Origin of the sequence: Salinisphaera sp. (assembly GCF_002729955.1) — a bacterium.
Lineage (GTDB): Bacteria > Pseudomonadota > Gammaproteobacteria > Nevskiales > Salinisphaeraceae > Salinisphaera.
The window spans coordinates 58785-77611 of sequence record NZ_PBYA01000016.1 but is presented as its reverse complement, the minus strand read 5'-3'; the positions used below and the strand labels follow the sequence as shown (position 1 = coordinate 77611).

Here is an 18827-nt window from a genome sequence, read left to right as displayed (position 1 = left end):
GGGCGCAATGAAGCATTCCATTGACTGGCTGGTGTTCGACCTGGGCGGCGTCGTGGTCGACGTTCAGCCTGCCGAGGTCACCCTCGACAAACTGTCGCGCCGTAGCGAAACCCCCACGCAGCAGCTTGCCGAGCTGCTCAGAGAGCGTTTCACCGAGCGGCCGTATTCGATTGCCGAGCGTTTCCAGACCGGCGAACTTAACGAGGCCGGTTTTCATGCCGCGCTGAACGACAGTCTCGGCAAACCGCTTGAGGCGGCCACTCTCACCGCCGAACTGGAATCGATGCTGCGCGGCGAAAGCGCCGAGATGGTGGCCTTCATGCAGCAGCTCGCGCGGCATCATCGGCTTGCCTGCTACAGCAACACCAATGCCGTGCACTGGCGCTACATGCAGCGGCATTTTCGCTTCTTCTCTGTCCTCGAACGCGCCTTCGCCTCGCAGGAAATCGGCTTTGCCAAGCCCGATCCACAGGGCTTTGCCCATGTCGCGGCCGCGCTCGGCGCGCCTGCGGCGGCCTGTATGCTCATCGACGACCGCCAGATCAACGTCGACGGCGCGAAGGCGGCCGGCTGGCAGGCGCTGCATTTCGAAGGGATCGATCGTCTGCGTGAAGACTTCGCAGCGCTCGGCGTGGAGGCCGGCACATGAAGATTCCGGACGAACTGCTAGCGACGACTGAACAGGGGCCACGGGCCGACCACGTGGACGCACTGCGCGCGTTCCTGGATGCCAACCGGCGGCTGTTCGTGTTGACTGGCGCAGGCATCAGTACGCATTCGGGTATTCCCGACTATCGCGACCGCGACGGCGGCTGGAAAGGCGCAACGCCCATCCAGCACGCAGCCTTCGTCAGCCAGCCGGCCAAGCGCCGGCGCTACTGGGCCCGCAGCATGGCGGGCTGGCCGGCGGTGGCCCGAGCGCGGCCGAATGCCGCCCACGATGCGCTGTACAGACTGGGCGCGGCCGGCCATATCGGTACGTTATTGACCCAGAACGTCGATGGCCTGCACCGCGTGGCCGGCAATCGCGGCGTGATCGATCTGCATGGGCGCCTCGACCGCGTGGTGTGTCTGGCCTGCGATACCCGCCTGTCCCGTAATCGCGTCCAGGAAATGCTCATCGAAGCTAATAGCGGCTGGCTGCACGATAGCGATGCCATTCGGCCAGACGGCGATATCGAACTGGGCGACGTCGATTACGAACGCTTTGTCGTACCGGACTGCCCGGTCTGTGGCGGCATTCTCAAGCCGGACGTGGTTTTCTTCGGCGGCGCGGTGCCGAAAAAGACGGTCGCCCGAGCCTGGGCCGGGCTGGCCCGAGCCGAGGCCGTGCTGGTCGTGGGCTCGTCGCTGATGGTGTGGTCCGGCTTTCGCTTCGTGCGGGAGGCGGCCGTACGCGGTCTGCCGATCATGGCGATCAACCAGGGGCGTACGCGTGCGGATGATCTGATCACCCACAAGCTCGACGACGACTGCGCCGCGTTGCTGGCCGCCGCCGTCGATTAAGCCCGGCTCAAGCCGCCGGGGCGGGCATCAGCGATGGCGCTCTCGCAGGGCATCCACCTGCCCGAAGGGCACGGCCCCCACGACGAGCCGTGTCACGATAATATAGCCGACCAATCTGAGCTGCTGGCGAATCATGAGTCTATCTCCGAATGCGCGTGTCGTTTCACCCGGCCTCGTACGCACGAGCCTGCGCCCGTTTCTTGACGCGAGCGTGACATGAGCCAGAACCAGGACAATGCGCGTTTACGCCTGGGCATCGACCTGGGCGGTACGAAGATCGCCGGCATCGTGCTCGACGGCGAGGATCAGGTCCGTGCCGAACGTCGGGTCGATACCCCGGAAAGTGGCTATAACGCCACGCTGGAAGCGATCATCGATCTGGTCATGGCGCTTGAGAATGAAGTGGGCGCACAGGGTCTGCGCCTGGGCGTGGGTACGCCGGGCAGCGTGCTGCCGGCGACGGGACGGCTGCGCAACGCCAACTCCCAGTGCCTGAACGGCCGTACCCTCGGGGCCGATCTCGAGCGCGCGCTCGCACGCGAGGTGCGTCTTGCCAACGATGCCGACTGTCTGGCGCTCTCGGAAGCACGCGATGGCGCGGCCGCCGACCATCGCAATGTGTTCGGCGTGATTCTCGGCACTGGCGTCGGCGGCGGCGTGGTCATCGATGGCCAGTTGATTACCGGGCGTAACGGGCTCGCCGGCGAATGGGGGCATACCTGCCTGCCGTGGGCGACTGCCGCGGAAGTGCGCCAACCCCCGCGCTGCTGGTGCGGTCTGGACAGCTGTCTGGAAGCCTGGATCTCGGGGCCGGGGATGACTGCCGATCATGTTCGGCGTGGCGGTTACAACATACCGGCCCAGGCGATCGTCGAACGCGCCGAAGCCGGCGAGCGCCTGGCCGGGGCGACGCTCAAGGCCTGGCTGCAACGGGTGGCGCGGTCGATGGCGATGATCGTGAATATTCTCGACCCGGAAGTGATCGTGGTCGGTGGCGGGCTGTCGCAAATTCGCTGGCTGTACAGCGAGGTCCCCAAGATCTGGGCTCAGCATGCCTTCGCCGAGCATATCGATACGCCGCTGGTGGCCGCCGCCCACGGTGACGCCTCGGGCGTGCGCGGGGCCGCACGGCTTTGGCCGCTCGAGGGGTAGGTTGGCCGGCCTGACGCGCGTACCTCCTGATAGACACTCAAACGCTGCGCCAGTGGGGCGGCGGCGAGCTGTCGATACAGGGCCGGCATCGGCCCAATCGCGTTACACCACGAAAACGTGCGATACACGGCTCGGTTTTTGGGGTACAACAGGCGTTGGCGCCGTGTCGGAAGCCTTTGTCAAGCGCGCGCAGAACTCATGAACAGGGGGTTTGCGGGCCGCGCGGGGTGGGCTCTACCGATCGGTATGCTATGGTCAGTGGCCTGTATTTTTCGTATTTCCTGATTAGGAGTGTTTATGGCCGAGAAAAATCCCGAAAAGGGTTATGTCGCCCTGCTGGGTTGGTCGTTGGGTGCGGTTGAAGCGGCGGATCGCTTCGATCGACGCTATGTGGTCGTCGCTCCTGATTGGGCAGAAGACTACTGTAAACAACACGATATTCCGTATATTCCGTGGAATTTCGAGCGTTTGAACGACCGCTCGATGGAAATCGCGGAAAAGCTTAAGGATGAGGGCGTCGATGTCGCCATCCCGCTGTTCGAGGAAACGGTGGAATGGGCCGGCGCGATCAACTCCGTACTCATGGACAATCCGCGTCTGCATGGTCAGGCGGTGCTGTTCCGTGACAAGGCGCTGATGAAGCGTCGTGCGCAGTTGGGCGGTATCCGCGTGGGTATCTTCGAGGAAGCGCACGAGAAGGACGACGTCTATCGTTTCTTCAAGCGTGTGAACCAGACCCTGCTCAAGCTCGACGGTGACCCGGAAGATCCGATCCATCTCAAGGCCTTCGACAAGGCAGGCTGTCTCGGCCATCGCATGATCAAGTCGGCCGAGGAGATCGACTCGATTCCGGACAGCGAATATCCGCTGCTCATGGAAAGCCATCTCGATGGCTGGGAATTCGCGGTCGAAGCGTGGATCTGGGACGGCAAGATCCAGTTCCTGAACATCTCCGAGTACGTGACCCTGGGTTACTCGGTCTTCGTGCCGGCGACGCCGGAGCTGGAGAGCTGGCGCCACCTGATTACCCAGGAAATCGAAAAGCTCATCAAGACCTTCGATATCAAGTTCGGCCAGATTCATCCCGAGTACTTCGTGACCTCCGATGGCACCATGTACTTTGGCGAGGTGGCCTATCGTCCGCCGGGCTTCAAGGCTTTCGAGCTGATCGAACGTGCCTACGGCTTCAACGCCTATCAGGCCACGATTCTGGTCATGGACCCGAAGACCAAGCAGGAGGAGATCGATGCGTTCTTCCCCGAGCCGGTCACGGGTGCACAGGGCTACGCCGGCTGCTTTGGCGTGTACCCGCGCAAGCGCGTGGTCAGCAAGCTCGAGATCCCGAAGGAAACCGAAGAGCATCCCTACTTCGATTTCCACGAGCTGACCGCACCGCTGCAGGATACCGTCACCAAGCGTACCGCCTTCGGTACCCACTGGGGCCTGGTGTTCTTTTTTGGCGACAATCCGCATCAGCTGCGTGATTTGCTCAAGCACCAGGAAGATCTGGACTTCTATGTCTAGTCTTGTCTAGTTCGTGGCGGCGACTGCGTCGCCAACGAAAAAAGGCCGCATCGGTATTGCCGATGCGGCCTTTTTTGTGGGCTCGATCGCGAAAGGCGGCGTTCCGGCCGGGCCTGCCGCCCGGCGCCGCCTTTTTCGCGGCTGCCCCGCTCAGTCGTCCCAGGTTCGATCCGAGGCCCAGCCTTCGGCGACCAGGGCACGGATACGGGCCACCGCCTCGTCGGGTACGGCGCTGGCGTCGCCGATTTCCCGGCTCTTGTAGTGGTAGACATACAGCCGCGAGGCGAACTGTTCGAACGGTAGCGAGGATTCGCCTTCCAGCTCGCCGTGGCTATGGGTCGAGGTCACGATGTCCTGGCCCCAGTTCTGGCCCTTGTCACGGTTCGGGTTGAAGAAATAGACCCGCCATTCGCCGGCCGGGTCGTAGGCGACCCGCTGGATCGACAGCGCATGCCAGCCCACCAGATCGGCGTTGAAGTTCGTCGTGGCGATACCGCAGGGCTGGGCATAGACCAGATCACGGCCGCCGTTGTAGAGCGGATGGTAGGAAGCATAGAAATCGCGGATGAAGGCATCGAAACCGCGGACGTTGCCGGTCGCGGTATCGAGCAGTTCGCCAAAGCCGCGATGCACCCACCAGCCGTGCAGTTCGGGGTTCACCCAGCGATGACCGTCGCCGGTCCGGCCGATGGTGAGCCGGCTCATTTCCATGTAGATACGGTCGAGATGCGGGGTCAGAAGCAGCGAAACCGGATCCAACTCGGTATGTAGCGTGGTCGCCAGCCCGAACGACAGTTCGCTGGAACGGATCGTCTTGCCCTCGAACTGCATGAGCAGTTCGTTCTCCCGGGCGCCGAAGGCAATCAGTTCCAGCAGGTAGCCGACATCGTTCTGGGCCCACAGGCTGATCGCGCGTGCTGCCTGGCAGGTCGGGTTATGCCCCTGATCCACACCACGCGGCTGCCCGAGGACCGACAAGGTACCGGCGAGCAGCAGCACGTTGGCATCGGGCGGGTCCTGCCATTCGCTGGCGGCCCGCAGGTTTTCGGACACGGTCGGGTGGATGGCCAGCACCATCAGACGGCGCAGCCCCGGCAGCACCGGCCGGATAAAGGTCATGCCCTGTTCGAGCAGCTTCGACAGGCCATAGATGGAGCGCGCCGTTTCGCGCCAGATCGCGAACCGGATGATGTCGGATATGAGCGTCTGATGGGCACCGAGGCTGACCTTGCCGACCGCGTTGAGCGCCAGCGCCGGGCCGACCAGTTCGGGCGCGTTATCGACCAGATGCCGCAGCAGGTCTGCGTGCTGGGCCGATACCAGGCCGGTCCGCGCCATCGCCTGGCCGAAGTTGTGGGCTTCTTCGGCGAGGGCGTTGATGTCGAGCTCGGTGAGCGCTGCGGCGTAGTCTTCACGGCTGCCGATTCGGGAGAGCGGTGTCGGCCCGTTGAGCGCGTGCATCCATTCGCGAGCGCGCGAGACGGAGGGATCGTCGTCGGCAAGCTCGGTGGTGGCACGATCGGCGGCGCGCAGCAGGGCCTCCACGCGCTGAACCATGATCGGGCGCTGCAGGAGCACGCGCTCGGCCTCGTGCACGAGCGCGTCCAGAATCGCCGCGGCGCCCAGCCGGTCGAGGATGAACTCGAACAGGTTCTTGACCCGTTCAGCCGCCGCCGGATCGGCTTCGCGTGTTTCCTCGGTGGCCACCGGGAACAGCAGGTCGAGATTGCTGGCCATGATCTGCTGAAGAAAGCGGCGTGCTTCCTCAGCCGTCATTCCGGGCGATTCAATCGCATGCTCGGCGATGGCCAGCATACGCAGTTCGCTCAGGCATTCCAGCGTGGCGTTGATACCGCCGGCCCGCAGAGTGGTGCTGACCAGCGCCGGCTGCAGGGCTTCGGGCTGTTCCCAATCGCCGTTGGCGAACACGCCTGCGGCATCGAAGCGCTGCGCATAGCCATAGAGGTGGGCAACGCCCTCGGGGGTGCGCAGCAGCTTCTGTGCGCGTGCCAGCAACTGCTGCTGCTGCATCGCCTTGCCGAACGAGCGTGCGGCCTCCAGGCGTTCCAGAACCTGTTCGAAATCCGTTGCTAGGCGGGCCGGATCGCTCAGGCCGCCCACTGTGACTTGGGCCATGGTTTGCCCTCCAGTGAACCCGATGGCCCGTTGGCCATCAATTCGGGCACCCGCTCGCATCGTTTTCGCGCACGGTTCGCGTGTCTTTGGACGCCTTGCCGACGGTCGAACGTCGTCAACCGGTGGTATGCCCGCTGAAAATCAAAGAGTGGACGTTAACACAGCGCACCTGCGCGCTCGGGGCGCGTCGGGCATTGTTACAGCGATGTATCGGCAGAGGAAACGGCGCCTGAATGCCCAGAGGGGCAGCACTGTGCGCCTGTGCGCGGGCACAAGAGGGGGTTGCGCAACGCGTATACAGCCGGCCGCGAAGACCGGCTGTATACAAACTGACGAGGTTTAAAACGCCATGCCGATACTGATCGTACCGGTGAGGAAATCGTCTTCCGGATTGCCCGGGATCACGTCTTCATCGGTGTGGTAGTAGGTGGTATTGAACGCGAGCGACCAGTCGCCGTAGCCGGCCGGCACGAAGTCGAGCCCGATGCTGGCGGTGGCACCGATCGATGCATAGCCAAAGCCGCTGTCGCCGCCCTGGAAATCATCGGTCATGAAACCGACGCTGGTCGGTATGGACAGGGTGACCGGCGTCGTGGGGCTGTCGACCAGGGTGAAAGCCGGTTCGATGGCCGCGACGAATACCGCGCCGTCGTCCTGACCTTCCTGGCCATTGACGCGGATATGGGTCAGGAAACTCGGGTTGAGCGCGAAATCGCCGCCCCAGAGGCCGCTGTCGTCGTAGCCGATGCTCAGGTCGAGCACGCGCTCGGTATCGCCTCCGTAGTACCACTGCTGATAGATCGCACCCAGCGTGACCGCGCCGGTGGTATAGGTCAGACCGCCATAGACGTCGATTTCCTGGATGTTGCCGCCGATGGTTTGTTCATCGGTGTTGTTGTTGATATCGCTCCAGGCGCCGAAGGTGAGCGCGAAACCGTTCGGCAGGTCCGCGCCAAGATCGATATAGGCGAAGGTGGTCGACTGTGAACCATAGAAGTCGTTGCCGCCGCCCCAGACGTCCCCGCCGTAGGAGACGAAATGCGAGGCGTAGTCGACGCCCACGGAGCCGTAGATCTTGTCGGCGCCTTGCGGCTGGGCGGACTGCTGCTGCATCTCGGGCGGCGAATCGCTGTTCGGCGCCGCGTCCAGCGCGTTCTCGTCCAGCTGGGCGAACGCCCATGGGCTTGCGCCGCAAAGGAGCAGGGCCGTGCCCCAAACGGTGGCGGATGTGCGTGTCGTGATCATCTTTTCTCCCTGATGGATGGTTTTCTTGCGAAAAATCGAAGAAACGTATGTTTCAGGGTCAACGCAGCACGAAACGCGCCATTAAGCGGTTGATTAATCGTAATTTAGGGCTGCATCGCTAAGTCGAACGACGTATTCCAATGCGACGCGAATGTCGGCATTGCGCCGGGGCGTGCCGGCCCCCGAGATTCAAGCACAGCCATTTGATAGCGGTATGGGCGACCGCCCGCCCAGTGCGATACGCAAAAAGGCGAGAGCGACGCTGATTGGCGGTATCAGGGCGTCGTAAGGAAAAAATGAATATCGCCGCGTGTATCCACCATGCTGTGCATCGTTTGAATATCGGCGGGGTCGCGTTTGCTCAGATCGGCATCGGCTAGCGCCTCGGCCAGCGGGTACTCGATATGGCGGCGAACGGCACGCCCCATGGCACGAGCGCCGTAGCGGCGGTCGAAGCCGGCCTTGCGCAGTACCGCTCGGGCGGCGGGGTCGAGTTCGGCGCGTCGGCCGATGCGGGCAAGACGGGTATTGAGCTTGTCGACCTCGATATCGATGAGCGCATCGAGCATGTCCTGTTCGATCCAGTTGAACAGGCTGATCGTGTCGATGCGATTGACGAACTCTGGATCGAATCGTTCGAGTAGCGCCCGGTCGACGAGGTCGTGCAGGCCACGGCGCTGGCGTGCTGCAGAGATCGGCAGCCAGCGCCGCCAGCCGCTGCGGATAGTCGCGAGATAGCGCTCGATCTCGCGTGCGCCGCAGTTGCTGGTCATGAAGATCATCGTATTGCGAAAGTCGATGGTCTTCGCGCCGGAGGTGAGAGTGAGCTGGCCATTATCGAAGACGTTGAGCAGCGCACGGACGACTTCGCTGCCCGCTTTCTCGATCTCGTCGAACAGCACGATCCCCGGTGCGCCGAAACTGCCGGCAATGCGTTCGGGGTCGAGCAGGGTGGTGCCTTCTTTGCTGCCGACATAGCCCGGTGGCGCGCCGGTGAGCGCGGCGGCGTAATGTTCCTGGGCCAGCGTGTTCATGTCGATACGACACAACGCGTCCCGGCGGCCGTGAATTGCCTCGGCGAGTACGCGTACGAGTTCGGTCTTGCCCACGCCGGTCGGCCCGAGCAGCAGCCCCACGTGCAGCGGGCGGCCCGGGTCGCCGATATCGGCCTTGATGATCTTGAGCGTGGCTTCGAGGCTACCCAGCGCCTCGCGCTGGCCGACGATACGCTCGCTCAGCCGCTGCATGACCGCGTAAGGATCGAAATGGAAACGCGAGCTGCGGTTGGGGGCGTGGTCGTGCGTGTCACGCGCACCCGACGCGGAGGTGCCCTGGCGCTCGGCGAGCATGTCATTGATGAACGGCATGACGCCTCTCGTGTTCTGGCCGACGTACCGAGGTGTTCACCCCGGTACGTCAGGCTGGCCGCGACTCAGGCGCCGGCTTCTTTTTCGACCTGTGGGTGCGAAAGATTGCCCACCGGGCAGTCCGCGGTGGTCGCGGTGCTGCGGGTCATCGCCTCCACGTCTTCCTGGGCTTTTTTCGCATCCATCACCCAGGTGCGATAGAACTCGAACGGGCAGTCGGCCACGCCCTTGTCGCCTTCGCCGGAATCGTTCGTGCCGCTGTAGCCACGGTGCAGCAGCTTGAACAGATGATTCTGGGACTGGTCGTTGGCGCGGGCATCGCGAATCGCCGACACCGACAGCTGGGCATACTGGATACCGTTTTCCTCGGTACCGCATTCGCCCAGCGTACGGCCATCGAAGCCGATCACCGACGAATGGCCGAAATAGGAGTAGACGCCGTCGAAGCCGGCGGCGTTGGCCACGGCCACATAGCAGTTGTTGGCCCAGGCCATGCACTTGGACATCATCACCTGCTGTTCCTTGGCCGGGTACATATAGCCCTGGCAGCGCACGATCAGCTCGGCGCCCTTCATGGCGCAATCACGCCAGATTTCAGGATAGTTGCCGTCGTCGCAGATGATCAGGCTGATCTTGAGGCCCTTGGGCCCCTCGACCACATAAGTGCGGTCGCCCGGATACCAGCCCTCGATCGGGCACCAGGGAATGCACTTGCGGTATTTCTGGACGATCTCGCCGTGGTTGTCGATCAGAATCAGCGTGTTGTAGGGCGCCTTGTTGGGGTGGTTCTCGTGGCGCTCGCCGGTAATCGAGAACACGCCCCAGGTGTTGGCCTGGCGGCAGGCTTCGGAAAAGACGGCCGTTTCGTCGCCGGGAATGGTGGCGGCCGTGTCCATCATTTCGTCCGGGTCGTACATGATCCCCATCGTGCTGTACTCGGGAAACACCACGAGATCCATGCCGGGCAGGCCGATCTTCATGCCCTGGATCATGTCCGCGATCTTCTTCGCGTTGTCGAGTACGTCGGCCCGGCTGTGCAGGCGCGGCATCTTGTAGTTGACCACGGCCACGCCGACGGTATCGGCGCTGCTGGAAATATCTCCGTGTCGCATGCTGTCTCCGGCTGTCGTACCGGCAGCGCCGGTACGCGGTGATAGGTGGCGACGCCGCCGTTCGAAAACGGTCGACGCCGCCGGGAGCAATCGTTGTGGCGCGTGGCCGCTAGTGACTGATCATCCAGGGCCGCGGGCCGGTCTTGGTCTTGATCGCGGGTGCAGCACCCGTGCTGCTGGCCTTGCGGCTGCTGCTCGAACAGCAGCCACAGCCCGCCGGATGGCGCTTGTCGTAGGTCTTGGACGTATGCGGCCGGTCGGCGCTGCGTTCGTTGGTCTCGTGAGCCACACGGGCATGGCTGGAGATCAGCGAAAGACGCGGCGCCGAAATGATGCGGGCCGATGCCGCCCCGCAGTCGGGGCAGTCGGTCGGCTGGCTGCATTCGGCCATGCGGCGCATGGCGCTGAAGGTGCCGCAGTCGCGACAGGCGTATTCGTACATCGGCATGACAAACCTCCTACTGGTCGTAGGCGATGGGCATATCGACGCTACCGTCGAGGAACTTCGTGGGGCCGTCGGCGCCGGGCATGATGTCGAAGTCGAAGATTTCCGAGGGAATCCAGAGCGTCGCACAGGAGTTCGGAATATCCACCACGCCGCTCAAATGACCCTGGACCGGGGCCACGCCCAGAATCGAGTAGGCCTGGGCGCCGGAATAGCCGAACTTCTTCAGGTATTCGATCGCGTTCAGACAGGCCTGGCGATAGGCGACGTTGGCATCCAGATAATGCTGCTTGCCGGACTCATCCACCGAAATGCCTTCGAAGATGAGGTAGTCGTTGTAGGTCGGCACGATCGGGCTGGGTTTGAAGATGGGGTTCTTGATCCCGTACTTCTTCATGCCGTCCTTGATCAGTTCCACCTTCATATGCACCCAGCCGCCGGCCATTTCGATGGCGCCACAGAAGGTGATTTCACCGTCGCCCTGGCTGAAGTGCAGATCGCCCACCGACAGGCCTGCGCCGTCGACATAGACCGGGAAATACACCTTGGAGCCGCGTGACAGGTCCTTGATATCGCAGTTGCCGCCGTGCTCGCGCGGCGGCACGGTACGCGCGCCTTCGGCCGCAGCCTTGTCGCGGGCGTCACCGCTGAGCGCGCCCATATGGGCGGTATCGGCCACCGGCGGGTTGGCCAGCGGCGGCACGCGATCGGGATCGGTGGCGATCAGATCGGCCTCGCGGCTGTTCCAGGTATCGAGCAGGTCCTGGCTGGGCAGGCAGCCGATCAGGCCGGGATGAATCAGCCCGGCGAAATTCACGCCCGGTACGTGCCGTGAGGTGGTGTACAGGCCGTGAAAATCCCAGATAGATTTCTGGGCATGCGGGAAATGTTCGGTGAGAAAGCCGCCGCCGTTCTGCTTGGAGAAGAAGCCGTTGAAGCCCCATTCCGCGCCGGGCAGGGCGCCGATATCGAGAATATCGACCACCAGCAGATCGCCGGCCTCGGCGCCTTTCACGCCCACCGGGCCCGACAGGTAATGCACCGTCGACAGATCCACGTCGCGCACGTCCGAGGCGTCGTCGTCGTTGGCGATCGCGCCCGCCGTCCAGTCGTAGGTTTCGAGGATGAAGTCGTCGCCCGGGTTCACCCAGCAGGCCATGGGGATATCCGGATGCCAGCGGTTGTGCACCTTTTCGTTCTGGGTGGCCGGGGTGTCGAGATCGACCTTGATGAGCGTATCGGTCATGGCGTTGTTCTCCTACGAACGGTGTCAGCGGTGCGAGCGCGGCTCGCCGGTTCGGGAATCAGTCTTGAATGCGGCCGGGGGTGCGGCAATACGTCGGATGACGTAACGCGCATCGCGCTGCGGTTGCGAAGCTGCGGCTGGAAAGCAATGGCCGGTGGCGTCAACCGAAGCACGAGTAGGCCATGGCCGGCCGATAGGAGAACTGGGGGGGCCGCGATCGCGCATCGAGCCGGGGACCGACTAGCGGGCTGTTCAGCCGATGCCGATACCTTCGTGCAAGCGATAGGGCCGGCGCGCCGCGGCTGTATTCGGCGCATAGGTCGCTAGTCGCTGTCGCGGCCTCGGGCAAACGAGGCGAGCACTCCGGCAGTGGGCTGGCGTCGACCGCCGCCGTTGCCATCGGGGGGTTGGGGCGATGCTTCAGCGAGGCAGTTGGTCCGGGTTATAGCCGGGCCGTCGATAGAGCGTCTCCGACCTCGGAGCGATCGCTTGGTCGTAGACGTCGCGCGCCCAGTGACGGGGCTCGATATCCTCGATAGCAACCGATACCTGGTTGGGATCGGCGCCGGCAATCCCAACCAGACTCGCGACGAAAGCATCCGCGAGCTGGCGTTTGACGGTATCGGACTGACCGCCGGCGATTTTCAGATTCACGTGGGGCATGGGGTCCTTCTGCGATGTGCGGGCCCGCGGTGAGACCGCGGGCCCGATGTGATCAGAGCGGCTGGGCGGTCGGCCGGTACAGGATTTCGTTGATATCCACGTCGGCGGGCTGGCTGATCGCGAAGTACACCGCGCGGGCGAAGGAGTCCGCAGGGATGGCGGCCGATTCATAGAAGCCGTTAATGGCCTGCGACGCTTCGGCGTCGGTGATATGACTCGGCAGCTCGGTGTCGATCGCGCCGGGTGAAATGATGGTCGTGCGCAGGTTGTAGTCCTTCACCTCCTGGCGCAGGCCTTCGCTGATCGCGCGTACGGCGTACTTGGTTGCGCAATAGACCGTGCCTGCCGGCGTGACCTTGTGACCGGCCACCGACGACACGTTGATGATGTGCCCGTTCTGTTGTTTCTGCATCTGCGGCAGCACGGCGGCGATGCCGTAGAGCGTGCCCTTGATGTTGATATCGATCATGTTGTCCCACTCGTCGATCTTGAGTTTGTCGAGTGCGGACTGCTGCATCAGGCCGGCGTTGTTGAGCATGACGTCCACGCGGCCGTATTCGGCGAGCGCTGTGTCGACCAGATGCTGGACCTGGTGACGGTCGGTTACGTCGGTGGTTACCGCGAGCGCCGTGCCGCCGCTTGCCTCGATGTCCGAGACGATCGACTGCATACGCTCGAGGCGACGTGCGCCGAGCACGATCGTCGCACCGTGGCTGGCCAGATGGCGGGCAGTGGCTTCACCCAGACCGCTGCTGCCACCGGTAATGACGACAACCTGATTATCGAGCGAATCGCTCATGACAAGCTCCTTGGAACGTGTTGTTAAACGCACACGCCCGCGCCGGGCGCGTGCTTTGGTGACTTATTCGCGGCCTTCGTACTCGGCGTCCGTGACCTTTTCCATCCAGGTGACCGGGCCGTCTTCGCCCTTTTCCTGAATGGCGATGTGGGTCATCGCAGTCTCGGGGGCGGCCCCGTGCCAATGTTTCTCGCCCGGTGGAAACCAGACCACGTCGCCGGGGTTGATGGTTTCGATCGGTCCGCCTTCGCGCTGTACGCGTCCGCAGCCGGCGGTCACGATCAACGTCTGACCCAGCGGGTGGGTATGCCAGGCGGTGCGTGCCCGGGCTTCGAATGTCACGCTGGCGCCCGCTGTGCGGGCCGGCTCTTCGCGGTCGAACAACGGGTCGAGACGGACCGTGCCGGTGAAATACTCGGCCGGCGGGGTCGCCGAGGCACGACTGCCATTTCTGCTGATATCCATGGCGTTCTCCTGTATCGGTTTCGGGATTCGGTTATTCGGCGCGGTACTGGGCGTCGGTCACCTTGTTGCCCCACTCGACGTTCTGCCCCTCACGGCGCTCCTGCACGGCGATATGGGTCATGCTGTGTTCCGCGCTCGCGCCATGCCAATGGTTGGCCCCGGCCGGAATCCAGGCCACATCGCCGGCCTGTAATGTGCGCACGGGCTGGCCTTCGAGCTGAACGCGGCCCACGCCATGCGTGACGACCAGCTGCTGGCCGACGGGATGTACGTGCCAGTTCGTGCGCGCGCCGGGCTCGAAAGTCACTTCGGCCGCGGTCGCTCTGGAGTCGTCCTCGGCGGAGAAAAGCGGATTAACGAGCGCAGAGCCGGTGAAGTACTCGGACAGGTCGGTGCGCGTGGCACGCTGCTGCTGGGTGGTTATCTTCAGTGTGGTCGCGGATGAGTCCGTATCGGCGGTCGGCTCGGCAAGGGCCGTGCTCATCGGCGTGGCAAATGCGAATAAAAGCGCGAAGGGGAGAGTGGGCGGTTTGTACATGGTTCTTTCCTCTCGATGACCGTTCGTTTGGGCGATTTCGACAGGCGATGATTGTTGCGAGCGCGGCGGCGCGTATCCATAGTCGGTATTCGAATGGCTTTATTAGCTGGGCTTCTTAATCCAGCATGGGGAAGTCTGATGCCGCGCCGCTACTACGACGACCTGTTTTCTTTCGTGACGATTGCCCGAGAGGGCAGCTTTACCCGCGCGGCCGCGCAGCTCGGGGTTTCCCAGTCGGCGTTGAGCCAGTCGATGAAATCGCTGGAGCAGCGGCTCGGGTTACGGCTGCTGGCCCGAAACACGCGCAGTATTTCCACCACCGAGGCAGGCGATCGTCTGCTGGCGCTGCTCGGACCTCGTTTTGCCGATATCGAAGCCGAGGTGGCCGAGCTGCAATCCCAGCAGCAACGCCCGGCCGGCACGATCCGGATCAACACTTTCGACTTCGTGGCGGAATATATTCTCTGGCCGCGTCTCGAAGCCGTGATCGAGCAATATCCAGATATCACCGTCGAGATCGCAACGGATTACGGGCTGACCGATATCGTGGCCAGCCGCTTCGATATCGGTGTCCGGCTCGGGCCGTCGGTTGAGCAGGATATGATCGCCGTTGCCCTGCAGGCCGAGCAGCGCATGGTCATTGTCGGCACGCCGTCTTATTTCGCGAAGAACGACCATCCACGCATACCGGCTGATCTGGCGCACCACCGTGCAGCGAACCTTCGGTTACCGACGCGAGGCGCCATCTATGCTTGGGAACTCGAAAACGGCGGCGAAGCGATCGATGTGCGCGTGCCCGGCCGCCTGGTGTTCGACACGCTCTACCAGATCCGGCATGCGGTTCGGCGTGGCTATGGACTGGGCTTTCTGCCCATCGAGATGGCGGCAGCCGATATCGAGGCCGGCCGGCTGCACACCACGCTCGACGACTGGGCCCCGACATGGCCCGGCCACCATCTGTACTACCCGTCGCGCCGACAGTCGTCGCGTGCCTTGCGTACGGTCGTCGAAGGTTTGAAGCTCAGGCCGGACTAGCGCTGCAGTGGGTCGTCACCCATGTTGATGCTGCCTAGACGGTCAGATAGCGGCTGATCTGCTTGGCATCGATATCCTCACCGGCCGCTTCGTGGGCGATCTTGCCCTTGTCGAGCACCAGCATCCGGTCGGCCACTGCGGTAGCGAAGCTCAGCACCTGTTCGGATACGACGATGCTGATCTGGCGCGTGCGCTTGATCTCGTTGAGCGTCTTGGCCAGATCCTTGATGATCGAGGGCTGGATGCCTTCGGTGGGTTCGTCGAGCAGCAGCACCTTGGGGTCGGCCGCAAGCGCCCGCGCGATGGCCAGCTGTTGCTGCTGGCCGCCGGAGAGGTTGCCCGCCTTGCGGCGGCGCATGTCGCGCAGTACCGGGAACAGATCGTAGATATCGCCGGGGATCTTGCGTCGGCCGGTGGCTTCCAGGCCGGCGGCGATGTTCTCCTCGACGGTGAGGGTGCCGAAAACGAGACGCCCCTGGGGCACATAGGCCAGCCCGCGCTTGACGCGCTCGTAGGCCTGGCGCTTGCCGACGTCCTCCTCGCCGATACGAATGCTGCCTTTCGCGGGCAGGATGCCAATGAGCGACTTGAACAGCGTGGTCTTGCCCATGCCGTTGCGGCCCATGATGGCCACCGTTTCGGTCTGGCCGACGCTGAAGGAAATACCGTGGATGACCTCGCTCATGCCGTAGCTGACGCGCAGATCCTGGGTGCTGAGCATGATGATGTCCTCAGTGGCCTAGATAGACTTCGATGACGCGTTCGTCGGACTGCACCTTTTCCATCGGGCCCTCGGCGAGGATCTTGCCCTGGTGCAGCACGGTAACCTTGCGGCCGATGTCCTTGACGAAATCCATGTCGTGCTCGATCACGATCACGGCGCGGTTTTCCTTGATACGGTTGAGCAGGGCGGCCGTGGCTTCGCGCTCAGGCACGCTCATGCCGGCCACGGGTTCGTCGAGCATGAGCAGTTCCGGGTCCTGGATGAGCAGCATGCCGATTTCCAGCCACTGCTTCTGGCCATGGCTGAGCAGGCCGGCGCTGAGGTCCAGTTCGTCGACCAGATAGATCGTTTCGGCGATCTCCTGAATACGGTCGTTGAGGCGGGCCGTGCGCCGGAAGAACAGGCTCGACAACACGGTGCGCCCGCCCGGCGACGACAGCTCCAGGTTCTGGCGCACGGTGAGGTTTTCGTAGATCGAGGGCGTCTGGAACTTGCGGCCCACGCCGGCATGCACGATCTGGTGCTCCGAGAGCTTGGTCAGGTCCTTGTTCTTGAACTTGATCTTGCCGCTGGTCGCACGCGTCTTGCCGCAGATCAGGTCCAGCAGGGTGGTCTTGCCGGCCCCATTGGGGCCGATCACCACCCGCAGTTCGTTGCGTTCCACATAGAAATTCAGGGCGTCGATCGCCTTGAAGCCGTCGAAGGACACACCGAGGTCCTCGACCTCGAGAATCATGGCGTTGCTCATTACGCGGGCTCCTGCGGGGTGGTGCCGGCAGCCGACCGGCTGGCCGTATCCGGTTTGTGGGTCGACGGCTTGGATCGGGATTTACGGCCGGGCATGAGCTTCGAGCCGTAGTCCGACACGAGCCCGGCCAGACCACGCGGGAAGAACATGACTACGCCGATGAACAATGCGCCCATGACCACGGGCCAGATCTGCGGGAAGCTGTCGGACAGCGAGGTCTTGGCCCAGCTGACGATGAACGCCCCACAGGCCGCGCCCACCACCGACAGGCGCCCGCCGACGGCACAGAACACCACCATTTCGATCGACGCCACCGCGCCGATGAAGGTGGGGGACATGAAGCCGACCTGCAGGGTGAAGAATGCCCCGCCGATGGCCGCGAATACCGAGGCCATCACGAACACGAACACCTTCATGTTGGCCACGTCGTAGCCGGAAAAACGCACCCGGTCTTCCTGATCGCGCATGGCGATGAGCAGGCGCCCGAAGCGGCTGTTGATGATGAACTTGCCGGCAAGCAGACACAGCAGCAGGGCGATACAGCAGGCGTAGTAGAGAACGTATTTGGCGCCGTCGGTCCGAATGTCCCAACCCAGCAGGGTGCGCAGGTCGGTGATGCCGTTGATGCCGCCGGTATAGCCCTGCTGACCGACGATGAGAATGGTCAGAATGACGGCAATCGCCTGGGTGATGATGGCGAAATACACCCCGCCTACGCGGCGCTTGAACATGGCATAGCCGATCAGCCAGGCGAAGAAGGCCGGTACGGCGACGACTGCGAATACCGTAAAGGCAAAGCTGTGGAAGGGTTCCCAGAACCAGGGCAGCTCGGTGAGCTGGTTCCAGTCCATGAAGTCGGGAATGCCCGGCGTGGTCTGGATCTTCGTGGCCTCGGGCGTGGAAGCTTCCAGCTTGAGAAACATGGCCATGCAATAGCCGCCCAGGCCGAAGAACACCCCCTGGCCAAGGCTGAGGATGCCGCCGTAGCCCCAGCACAACACCAGCCCGACGGCGACGAAGGCATAGGTCAGATACTTGCCGAACAGATTGAGACGAAAGATTTCGGTGGTGGCCGGCAGGACGATCATCAGAATCGCGGCGATCACCGCGATCTGGATCAGCCCGGACGTGCCGCCGAATGCCTTGGTGAGACGTTGCACGTGAATACTCCCTGACGGCGCGGCCTTAGCGGCGCACCTTGCTGGCGAACAGGCCCTGCGGACGCAGCATGAGGATCACGACCACAGTGAGCAGGGTGAAGACCTTGGCCATCGAACCCGACCAGAAGAACGACAGGATCGACTGCGACTGGGCGATGCCGAATGCCGACACCACGGTGCCCAGCAGACTGGCCGCGCCGCCGAACACGACCACCAGGAAGGTATCGACGATATACAGCGAGCCGGTGGTCGGCCCGGTCGAGGCGATGGTAGTAAACGCGGCCCCCGCCACGCCGGCGATGCCGCAGCCCAGCGCGAAGGTCATGCGATCGACGCGGTCGGTATTGATGCCGGCCGCATTGGCCATGCCGCGGTTCTGAGTGGTCGCACGCACCTTGATGCCCCAGCGCGAGCGATACAGCAGCGCGAACAGCGCGAGCGTGAGCACGAGCGTGATTACGAGAATGAACAGCCCGTTGAGGGGGATATCGATCATGTCGGTGGCGCGGTAGGAGCCCAGCAGCCAGTCCGGCATGGTCACGGTCTTTTCACGCGGGCCGAAGATCGAGCGAAACACCTGCTGGAGAATCAGGCCCAGGCCCCAGGTGGCCAGCAGCGTATCCAGCGGTCGGTTGTAGAGATAACGGATCATGAACCGCTCGACCAGATAGCCGAGCGCGAACGTGCCGATAAAGGCCGCGACGATGGCGACCGGGAAGTACCAGGTCAGCGCGGTGGCGCCCCATTCGGCCGCCTGGTACGACACGAGATAGGTGATATAGGCGCCCAGCGTCAGGAATTCGCCGTGGGCCATGTTGATCACGCCCATCTGGCCGAAGATGATCGCCAGCCCCAGGGCCATGAGAAGAAAGACGCAGAACAGGCTCAGGCCCGAAAAACCCTGCATCACAAAGATTGCGGTCAATTCCTGTGCGGTGAAGTCGCCCATGGTTGCTCCCTTG

The 18827-nt window shown here is 63.3% G+C and carries 19 protein-coding genes; 5 read left to right on the top strand and 14 right to left on the bottom strand.

The features are described 5' to 3' along the window. The first annotated feature begins 7 nt into the window (after positions 1–7). The 4 genes from CMN27_RS04720 to CMN27_RS04705 all read left to right on the top strand — a co-directional run bounded on the left by CMN27_RS04720 (position 8) and on the right by CMN27_RS04705 (position 4182). A complete protein-coding gene (locus CMN27_RS04720) occupies positions 8–649 on the top strand; it encodes an HAD-IA family hydrolase (RefSeq protein ID WP_293624404.1) in 642 nt (213 codons plus the stop codon). Then, entirely contained in the window at positions 646–1506 is an 861-nt protein-coding gene (locus CMN27_RS04715; protein ID WP_293624402.1) for an NAD-dependent protein deacetylase, read from the top strand. Before CMN27_RS04720 ends, CMN27_RS04715 begins: the two co-directional genes overlap by 4 nt. 216 nt (positions 1507–1722) lie before the next feature. Next, entirely contained in the window at positions 1723–2658 is a 936-nt protein-coding gene (locus tag CMN27_RS04710; RefSeq protein WP_293624400.1) for an ROK family protein, read from the top strand. Positions 2659–2955: 297 nt separating this feature from the next. After that, positions 2956–4182, top strand: coding sequence for a carboxylate--amine ligase (locus CMN27_RS04705; protein WP_293624398.1), 1227 nt, complete (start codon positions 2956–2958; stop codon positions 4180–4182). 150 nt (positions 4183–4332) lie between these two features. Here CMN27_RS04705 and CMN27_RS04700 read toward each other — a convergent pair whose 3' ends face one another. The 10 genes from CMN27_RS04700 to CMN27_RS04655 all read right to left on the bottom strand — a co-directional run bounded on the left by CMN27_RS04700 (position 4333) and on the right by CMN27_RS04655 (position 14198). Further along, positions 4333–6318 (bottom strand): hypothetical protein, encoded by a 1986-nt coding sequence (locus CMN27_RS04700; RefSeq protein ID WP_293624396.1) that lies wholly within the window; start codon positions 6316–6318, stop codon positions 4333–4335. 339 nt (positions 6319–6657) lie between these two features. After that, positions 6658–7563, bottom strand: coding sequence for a hypothetical protein (locus tag CMN27_RS04695; RefSeq protein WP_293624394.1), 906 nt, complete (start codon positions 7561–7563; stop codon positions 6658–6660). A 275-nt stretch (positions 7564–7838) separates the two neighbouring features. Further along, complete coding sequence (locus tag CMN27_RS04690) at positions 7839–8930, bottom strand: AAA family ATPase (RefSeq protein ID WP_293624392.1); 1092 nt, start codon at positions 8928–8930, stop codon at positions 7839–7841. Between the two features lie 65 nt (positions 8931–8995). After that, positions 8996–10042: an aliphatic amidase gene (locus tag CMN27_RS04685; protein WP_293624390.1), complete on the bottom strand. Its 1047-nt coding sequence runs from the start codon at positions 10040–10042 to the stop codon at positions 8996–8998. Between the two features lie 109 nt (positions 10043–10151). Further along, the gene (locus tag CMN27_RS04680; RefSeq protein WP_293624388.1) at positions 10152–10490 is read right to left on the bottom strand and encodes a zinc ribbon domain-containing protein; all 339 of its coding nucleotides are present in this window, start codon (positions 10488–10490) and stop codon (positions 10152–10154) included. 10 nt (positions 10491–10500) lie between these two features. Beyond that, a complete protein-coding gene (gene fmdA, locus CMN27_RS04675; protein ID WP_293624386.1) occupies positions 10501–11733 on the bottom strand; it encodes a formamidase in 1233 nt (410 codons plus the stop codon). Positions 11734–12153: 420 nt separating this feature from the next. Beyond that, on the bottom strand, positions 12154–12396 hold the full coding sequence (locus CMN27_RS04670) for a tautomerase family protein (protein ID WP_293624384.1): 243 nt from the start codon (positions 12394–12396) through the stop codon (positions 12154–12156). Between the two features lie 52 nt (positions 12397–12448). Further along, positions 12449–13195: an SDR family oxidoreductase gene (locus CMN27_RS04665; protein ID WP_293624382.1), complete on the bottom strand. Its 747-nt coding sequence runs from the start codon at positions 13193–13195 to the stop codon at positions 12449–12451. A gap of 63 nt (positions 13196–13258) precedes the next feature. Next, positions 13259–13660 carry a cupin domain-containing protein gene (locus tag CMN27_RS04660; protein ID WP_293624380.1) on the bottom strand — a complete coding sequence of 134 codons (402 nt, stop codon included), beginning with the start codon at positions 13658–13660 and terminating at the stop codon, positions 13259–13261. A 31-nt stretch (positions 13661–13691) separates the two neighbouring features. Next, the gene (locus CMN27_RS04655; protein WP_293624378.1) at positions 13692–14198 is read right to left on the bottom strand and encodes a cupin domain-containing protein; all 507 of its coding nucleotides are present in this window, start codon (positions 14196–14198) and stop codon (positions 13692–13694) included. A gap of 138 nt (positions 14199–14336) precedes the next feature. Between CMN27_RS04655 and CMN27_RS04650 the strand changes: the two genes are divergently transcribed. After that, the gene (locus CMN27_RS04650; RefSeq protein WP_293624376.1) at positions 14337–15233 is read left to right on the top strand and encodes a LysR family transcriptional regulator; all 897 of its coding nucleotides are present in this window, start codon (positions 14337–14339) and stop codon (positions 15231–15233) included. A 34-nt stretch (positions 15234–15267) separates the two neighbouring features. Here the strand turns inward: CMN27_RS04650 and urtE are convergent, their stop codons facing one another. From urtE to urtB, 4 genes are all read right to left on the bottom strand, one after another. Further along, complete coding sequence (gene urtE / locus CMN27_RS04645) at positions 15268–15954, bottom strand: urea ABC transporter ATP-binding subunit UrtE (RefSeq protein ID WP_293624374.1); 687 nt, start codon at positions 15952–15954, stop codon at positions 15268–15270. Positions 15955–15964: 10 nt separating this feature from the next. Then, positions 15965–16705, bottom strand: coding sequence for an urea ABC transporter ATP-binding protein UrtD (gene urtD / locus CMN27_RS04640; RefSeq protein ID WP_293624372.1), 741 nt, complete (start codon positions 16703–16705; stop codon positions 15965–15967). Beyond that, positions 16705–17793, bottom strand: a complete 1089-nt coding sequence (urtC, locus tag CMN27_RS04635; RefSeq protein WP_366515398.1) for an urea ABC transporter permease subunit UrtC — start codon at positions 17791–17793, stop codon at positions 16705–16707. Before urtC ends, urtD begins: the two co-directional genes overlap by 1 nt. 97 nt (positions 17794–17890) lie before the next feature. Next, entirely contained in the window at positions 17891–18814 is a 924-nt protein-coding gene (gene urtB, locus CMN27_RS04630) for an urea ABC transporter permease subunit UrtB (protein WP_293624368.1), read from the bottom strand. Between the last annotated feature and the right edge of the window lie 13 nt (positions 18815–18827).

What these genes read in the sequence shown, in the direction of transcription:
- CMN27_RS04720 (WP_293624404.1), top strand. Translation starts at nt 8, where the DNA reads ATGAAGCATTCCATTGACTGGCTGGTGTTCGACCTGGGCGGCGTCGTG.
- CMN27_RS04715 (WP_293624402.1), top strand. Translation starts at nt 646, where the DNA reads ATGAAGATTCCGGACGAACTGCTAGCGACGACTGAACAGGGGCCACGG.
- CMN27_RS04710 (WP_293624400.1), top strand. Translation starts at nt 1,723, where the DNA reads ATGAGCCAGAACCAGGACAATGCGCGTTTACGCCTGGGCATCGACCTG.
- CMN27_RS04705 (WP_293624398.1), top strand. Translation starts at nt 2,956, where the DNA reads ATGGCCGAGAAAAATCCCGAAAAGGGTTATGTCGCCCTGCTGGGTTGG.
- CMN27_RS04700 (WP_293624396.1), bottom strand. Translation starts at nt 6,318, where the DNA reads ATGGCCCAAGTCACAGTGGGCGGCCTGAGCGATCCGGCCCGCCTAGCA.
- CMN27_RS04695 (WP_293624394.1), bottom strand. Translation starts at nt 7,563, where the DNA reads ATGATCACGACACGCACATCCGCCACCGTTTGGGGCACGGCCCTGCTC.
- CMN27_RS04690 (WP_293624392.1), bottom strand. Translation starts at nt 8,930, where the DNA reads ATGCCGTTCATCAATGACATGCTCGCCGAGCGCCAGGGCACCTCCGCG.
- CMN27_RS04685 (WP_293624390.1), bottom strand. Translation starts at nt 10,042, where the DNA reads ATGCGACACGGAGATATTTCCAGCAGCGCCGATACCGTCGGCGTGGCC.
- CMN27_RS04680 (WP_293624388.1), bottom strand. Translation starts at nt 10,490, where the DNA reads ATGCCGATGTACGAATACGCCTGTCGCGACTGCGGCACCTTCAGCGCC.
- fmdA (WP_293624386.1), bottom strand. Translation starts at nt 11,733, where the DNA reads ATGACCGATACGCTCATCAAGGTCGATCTCGACACCCCGGCCACCCAG.
- CMN27_RS04670 (WP_293624384.1), bottom strand. Translation starts at nt 12,396, where the DNA reads ATGCCCCACGTGAATCTGAAAATCGCCGGCGGTCAGTCCGATACCGTC.
- CMN27_RS04665 (WP_293624382.1), bottom strand. Translation starts at nt 13,195, where the DNA reads ATGAGCGATTCGCTCGATAATCAGGTTGTCGTCATTACCGGTGGCAGC.
- CMN27_RS04660 (WP_293624380.1), bottom strand. Translation starts at nt 13,660, where the DNA reads ATGGATATCAGCAGAAATGGCAGTCGTGCCTCGGCGACCCCGCCGGCC.
- CMN27_RS04655 (WP_293624378.1), bottom strand. Translation starts at nt 14,198, where the DNA reads ATGTACAAACCGCCCACTCTCCCCTTCGCGCTTTTATTCGCATTTGCC.
- CMN27_RS04650 (WP_293624376.1), top strand. Translation starts at nt 14,337, where the DNA reads ATGCCGCGCCGCTACTACGACGACCTGTTTTCTTTCGTGACGATTGCC.
- urtE (WP_293624374.1), bottom strand. Translation starts at nt 15,954, where the DNA reads ATGCTCAGCACCCAGGATCTGCGCGTCAGCTACGGCATGAGCGAGGTC.
- urtD (WP_293624372.1), bottom strand. Translation starts at nt 16,705, where the DNA reads ATGAGCAACGCCATGATTCTCGAGGTCGAGGACCTCGGTGTGTCCTTC.
- urtC (WP_366515398.1), bottom strand. Translation starts at nt 17,793, where the DNA reads ATGATCGTCCTGCCGGCCACCACCGAAATCTTTCGTCTCAATCTGTTC.
- urtB (WP_293624368.1), bottom strand. Translation starts at nt 18,814, where the DNA reads ATGGGCGACTTCACCGCACAGGAATTGACCGCAATCTTTGTGATGCAG.